Annotated in this window: 6 protein-coding genes; all 6 read right to left on the bottom strand. The window is 49.3% G+C overall.

Annotated elements, in window-relative coordinates; all coding sequences use genetic code 11:
• Window positions 1-107: 107 nt before the first annotated feature.
• The 6 genes from PJL69_RS20175 to PJL69_RS20150 all read right to left on the bottom strand — a co-directional run bounded on the left by PJL69_RS20175 (window position 108) and on the right by PJL69_RS20150 (window position 5,018).
• Window positions 108-1,073 carry a cell envelope integrity protein TolA gene (locus PJL69_RS20175; RefSeq protein WP_271311294.1) on the bottom strand — a complete coding sequence of 322 codons (966 nt, stop codon included), beginning with the start codon at window positions 1,071-1,073 and terminating at the stop codon, window positions 108-110.
• Complete coding sequence (locus tag PJL69_RS20170) at window positions 1,070-1,390, bottom strand: ExbD/TolR family protein (RefSeq protein ID WP_441347520.1); 321 nt, start codon at window positions 1,388-1,390, stop codon at window positions 1,070-1,072. The genes PJL69_RS20175 and PJL69_RS20170 overlap by 4 nt, the downstream gene beginning before the upstream one ends.
• Before the next feature lie 68 nt (window positions 1,391-1,458).
• Window positions 1,459-1,839 carry an ExbD/TolR family protein gene (locus PJL69_RS20165; RefSeq protein ID WP_271311292.1) on the bottom strand — a complete coding sequence of 127 codons (381 nt, stop codon included), beginning with the start codon at window positions 1,837-1,839 and terminating at the stop codon, window positions 1,459-1,461.
• The gene (locus PJL69_RS20160) at window positions 1,829-2,506 is read right to left on the bottom strand and encodes a MotA/TolQ/ExbB proton channel family protein (RefSeq protein ID WP_271311291.1); all 678 of its coding nucleotides are present in this window, start codon (window positions 2,504-2,506) and stop codon (window positions 1,829-1,831) included. Before PJL69_RS20160 ends, PJL69_RS20165 begins: the two co-directional genes overlap by 11 nt.
• Window positions 2,503-2,943, bottom strand: a complete 441-nt coding sequence (locus PJL69_RS20155) for a hypothetical protein (protein WP_209101201.1) — start codon at window positions 2,941-2,943, stop codon at window positions 2,503-2,505. The genes PJL69_RS20160 and PJL69_RS20155 overlap by 4 nt, the downstream gene beginning before the upstream one ends.
• Before the next feature lie 17 nt (window positions 2,944-2,960).
• A complete protein-coding gene (locus PJL69_RS20150; protein ID WP_271311290.1) occupies window positions 2,961-5,018 on the bottom strand; it encodes a TonB-dependent receptor domain-containing protein in 2,058 nt (685 codons plus the stop codon).
• Between the last annotated feature and the right edge of the window lie 752 nt (window positions 5,019-5,770).

Genomic DNA, 5,770 nt, shown 5'->3' with positions numbered 1-5,770 from the left:
GCGTAATGGCTGAATTCTCCGGTGATTCGCTTTTTTGATCTGCGCCACATAACAATACCTATTGCCAGCCCTTCTCCTTAACCACACAAAACCGCCTGATCTCGCAACTAAGACCCCTTAATGCTGATGACATAGCTCTTAGGCTGACCATCTGGTGGAGCCGGAAAAGGTGCAGCGCGCTTTACTTGCGAAAGTGCCGTATTATCTAGTCTAGCTGAGCCGGAACTTTTCGATATCCTTAACCCCGAAAGCTGACCAGTTGCTGAAATGGACACCGACACACGCGCTGTTCCGCGAATATTTGACTTTCCACGTTTGGCTCTTGCAATCTTTCGATACACTTTCCCTTTGTAATTGGACAGCGCGGCATTACCTGAAGCCTGTGACTTTCCTTTTACTTTCGAGGATGTTGCGGCCTTTTGGTTTTCTTTTCCCGTCTGAGTTCCCTTACGCGCATTTGTTGAAGCGTTTCCAGCAGCGACATTAGCTCGCTTTTGCTCAGACTTTTTTGTCTGTTTTTTCTTTTCCGTAGGCTTCTTAGGTCTTCGATCCGCAACGCCCCTCTCGATTGGCTTAAGTGTAACGACTTTTGGGGGAACAGTGACCTTGGAGCTTTTGCTGGGCTGGCTAACACTCGAGGCTTCCGGTTCCTTTGTCGGTAGCTTTACCGGCGCAATTGTCGATTTTGTTTGTGTGGGGGAAGCGTCTGCAACTGGCCTATGTGTAGGCAACACCTCTGGCTGCTCAGTTTTTGTTACATTTCTGGAAGGCGCCGCAACGCGCTGAGTCTGCGGCTCAATCCAACCGACGTTTTTGCTATTCTCCAATGTTTCTGGGCGTGGAGCCTCCGCTTCATCAACCCACTCGTCAGAATGCTTCACATCAGGTCGATGAGGAACTTTATTGCCGGCAGCTAGATCAGCGAAGCTACTCCCAAGAGATGCCGTCACCTGAGGGGCACCGCCCGCTGTGTCCACATCGTCTGTAGAGTACCGTCCAACAAAGTAGGCGCTATGCAAGCCAACCGCGGTCAAAAAGGTAAGCATCGCGATTGTCTTTGAGGTCTTTATCATTGAAGGGCCCTCTCAGTGACAATCAAAACTCTTTCGGCGCCATTTTCCCTTAAGTTTCGCGTATGTATCATCAACCGTTTGGCTGGCAGATCACGATCTGGCACGATGCGTATGGTAGATTTGGCCTCTTCCTCCAATGTGCTGAGAAAGTCTGCAATCGAAGCCTTGGGTACACCACGCAGCCAAAGCGACCCATCCGCACGAATGACAAGGGTATCTGGAGGTTCGCGCCCCTCCAGCTCCGTTGTCCGCACCAAGGACACGGATTGATCCAAGGGTGGGGCCAGCGTGCCGGCGATCATAAAGAAAATCAGCATCAGAAAGACGATATTAATAAGGGCAATCGTCGGTTCTTTCTTGCTGGGTGCGCATGGGCTCTTAGGGATCACTGGAGCACCCTGGTATTCAGATGAGGTATCTTGCGCAAAGCCGTAAGCAGATCGACCAACTCTTGCGACGTCGTATCCTGACCAATCGCAATGAGCACGGTCTTCTCTTGACTGGGGTCGTCGCGCAATCTTTCGATAAGGTGCACCTGCGTGATGGTTTGGCCGTTGAGCAGGATTTCATTTGACCGCAAGTTCACGAAAACCTGCTTACTTTCACTTACAGCCAGAGCACTTTGCCCGGTGGAAGAAAGTTCGATTTCTCCAAACTTCGAAAAAGTAGATGTGAGCATGAAAAACAGAAGCAATAAGAATATGACATCAATGAGTGATGTCATAGACAGTCTATTTCTCTTTCTTTTAGCTAAACTAAGCGCCATGAACTGAAACCAAGTCGTGATTTGAAGGGTCCTTTGAAACCTCCAGCGCTGTCTTGGGGGCAAAAACAGTACGCAAAGCGCTATTGGCGAAAACGCGTTCACGAAGCATTCGAGCTTCAAGCCAACTCAATGCAAGTGAAGTAGGCATGGCCACCGCAAGGCCTGTGGCGGTTGTAAGAAGTGCAACCCAAATACCACCTGCGAGCAAAGAAGGATCGACCGAACTACCGGCGGTTTGCAATTTTTGAAAGGCTTCGATCATCCCCAAAACAGTGCCAAATAACCCAAGAAGAGGCGCAATTTGGGCAATGAGATCAAGTGTACTAAAGCCTCGTTCCAACCGAGCAAAACAGTCTTCTGCTTCCGCATCAGCGCGATCTGAAATGCGTGCGTCATCGCCGGACATAGCGATACGGATGGCAGGCACAAGATAGCTTTTGCTCTGCTCCAGCTTTATCAATGCTGTGGCTTCATCTCTGGCATCCAGGGCAGCAACTGCTTCCTTAAGTCGACTATGACTCCCGACACCGGAAGCTTGAAACTGCCAGAATTTGTAGAGAATGATGGTCACGGTTAAGATTGAAATTGCGATCAACAAAAGCACAACCGGGCCACCAGTATCTAGAACGCTTTTTACGCTTTCAAGTAGGTTGTTTAGTATGATCATCCAATCAGCTCCGTTCTCACACGAGTGCTCAGAGTGATCCCATTCAGGCAACTTACGTTGTCGCCTGCAACACAGGTGTCGACGCCATTTATGAGTACACGTGGGATATTCTCACAGCTAATTTCATCAAATCTAAATTGGCGTACGCGGGGCCGAGCTGATGGCAGATCTTGAAAATCAAGAAGTGTTAGGCGTTCAACGCCCCCCGAAGTGTTAAATAGCACAACTTCATAAACTGCATGTTTTATGTCCTCAGGATATGAGTTCGTCGCCAAAAAACTCATCAGGCAAGCGCCGCCGACTTCATCGGCGGCACTCAATTCGATGGCAATCCCAGCACTGCTTTGCTGTTCTGCAATACCTGCTGTTGGTGAGGTGGCCAGCAAAGCTGCTGACGTTATAGTAGCGCAGAGTGCTTTCGCAATTGGCATTGCCATTTCAGTTCCTTTCTCGCTCAGAAGGTTTTTGCAAGGCTGAGTTTGAAGTTACGGCCGGCTGAGGCACGCGTCGACAATTGGGTCTGATACTGTTTGTCCAGAACGTTCTCGATACCGAACCGCACCTCAACGCCTTCCAACGCTCCGTTTTGAGGGCGGTAGGTAGCGCGAATGTTGTTCACACCGTATCCGGCAATTGGACCAGTGTTGTTGATGGCTTCAGTACCACACGCGGCTACAAGCTCCCAGCTAAGGTCCAGAACTTCATCAAAACGTTTACCTACGGTCAGAGCCGCGGAAGAAACAGGTGCGAAGCGCCAGTCTGATACTGATCCGTCAGGGAAACTCTGATCACCGCTTGCGGCTGTCCCGTTCAGATCGACATAGAAGCCACTGGAGTGACCATAAGACGCTTCAATTTCGATACCTTCAACATCAACAACCGCCAGCACGTTGCCTGTTGCCCGCACATCACGAACGTTGGTGTCGTAGTAGTTCACTTTTAATGCGAAATTGTCACCAGAGGAGAAGAGATCAGCACGGTTGAAAGAGAACCCAGCTTCATAAGTCGTGCTCTTTTCTGGCACCCAAACAAAAGACGGCTTGTCAAGATTATCGATAATCGGGAAGCCTTCGGAATAAGCTGCGCTGGCAAATACACCAAACCCGGAATCGAATTCATATCGCGCAGATACGCCACCCATCAAAGCAGAGTTGGAGAATTGATCGTCGTACGGATCTGTTGCACCCGCGCCTACAACATCGGTTCCCTCGACATCTTGATGCTCATAGCGCACCGCAGGACTCAGGGTGAAGCGATCTCCGATACGAATATCGTCAACTGCAAATACAGCTATCCGACGATCTGTACCACCAGGTGCAGAGTTCGCGTCTTCTCGCTCACGGTTTACAAACTCGATACCATATCGCAGGTCATGCGATGCATTCCCGGTATTGAAGTAGCTGGTATTCTTAAGATTCAGCTTCGTGGTCTTGTAGTTGTGATCGGCATTCAACAAGCTACCCACTGCAAAGTCGCAACCAGGGAAACCAGAACAACTTCCAGGAACATAGGTGCTGTCGATGTCCTGTTCGGCATAGGTGAGGTTTGCGTCAAAATGAATCAAATCATTGCCAGCTTGATCATACTGATAGCGAACACCTACAACGCGGCTATCTACCTTTCGGTCGACATTCCCGAAATAGAAGCCACCACCGGTAGAGGCCCCCAAAATATCATATGGAACATCTTTGTCATTGGATTGAGTCGCATTGTACCAAGCTGAGATGGCATGCTCTTTGTTGTTGCCAAACGTATGGCGCCCTTTCAGCAAATAGGAATAGTCGCTGAAATCTGTTCCTGCGGTCTCTGTACCATTTCCATCATCGTAAGTGTCTTGATCTCGATACGTCAGACTGAAAAGGAATTCGGTATCCTCGGTTGGTTGCATCGCTAGGATTGAGGAGGCTGCCCAGCCAGCTCCATTCGACTGGCCTTGCAAAGTCTGCCGGAACCTTGTGCCGATTTCACCTCCGGTGAAATCGGAGGCGTCTTTGGTTTCCAGGCGAACAACCCCACCAACCACGCCGGAGCCGTATTCAAATGATCCAACTGTGCCGCGAAGAACCGAGACACTCTTATACAGGGCTGGATCTGTAAAAAGCTGATTACCAATGCGATAGATTTCTTCGCCACCCGTCGTGGCACCGTCGACTAACACCAATACACGTGGGTTTGTACCATATGTTGCATTTGCGCCAAAACCACGAATAGAAATACCAGATGACTGTGGCGTGGAGCCATTTACCAGAGTGACGCCTGGAACGGAGTCTACCAGCTCTGCAACCGTAGAGGCCTGACGATCATCAATTTCTTCTTGGTTGATTTCGGTGACAGGTACAGCTGTATCAACTTGAACTTCACGCTTGCTGGTTCCAAGCGTGATCTCGCCCAGATATTCACCTTCATCTGCCGAAGCATCGAGATTCTGAGCAATGACGGGGGTACTGGCTACAACTAGAGCCAGTGTCGACGCTGCGCTTAATAGCAGCCCATTCTTGTTTTTTGAGTGCATGGTTCGTCCTTAGATCCGAAGATACCGGATTGCTGGCGAAACACGCTTGCTCGGCTCTCTTAGTGTTTACAAGAGAAGTTAACTTTCTTGACGCGCCAGCTAGATAATGCGACAAAAAGAGTCAACTTAATGTATCACTTTATAAGCTATTATTGGTCCAAGGTGTAAATTTCACACACAATTGGGGTTTGTGGTGGCCGTCAGATAGTGTTGTCGCGTTAACTTCTGGCCCAGAAAAGTGCACAGGTAGAAAGAGATTGTTCAGGCTGAATAGCTAGCGTGATTTCAAGCCTCAAAGGCCTCTAGGCGGTGAAATCGGATGTTAATGTTGCACAACGGCTGGAAGAGACTGGTGGCCTTGCATCGTCAGCTCTCGCTCTCGGAATGTCCAATGATTATTCTCAGCGTGGCTATTAAGTCCTTTGTGTGATTGATGAATTAGAACCCGAATTGTATTCCTGTTAGTGGCGCCATAAGATTCAAGACCGAACACCATAATCCGTTTCGGGAAGAAAGCCATCCACTTCAACAGGGTTTGCAATAGCCGCGTTACTGCTCAATTGGGCTGGCATAACTGAGGCATCGGACGCTCCCTCCATCTTGCGCACAAGATCGCTGATAGCCATATTTGGTCCCACAGACATGAACATATGAAATTTGGACGTGTCACGGTTTGATGCCGCTCCTTTGATAGCGCTTATTGCAACAAAGGAGATGAACTATTGGAATGAAACGGACAGACGAATTCCGCC

Origin of the sequence: Shimia sp. MMG029, from assembly GCF_027947445.1 — a bacterium.
GTDB lineage: Bacteria > Pseudomonadota > Alphaproteobacteria > Rhodobacterales > Rhodobacteraceae > Shimia.
This window is presented reverse-complemented; position numbering and strand designations above follow the sequence as displayed.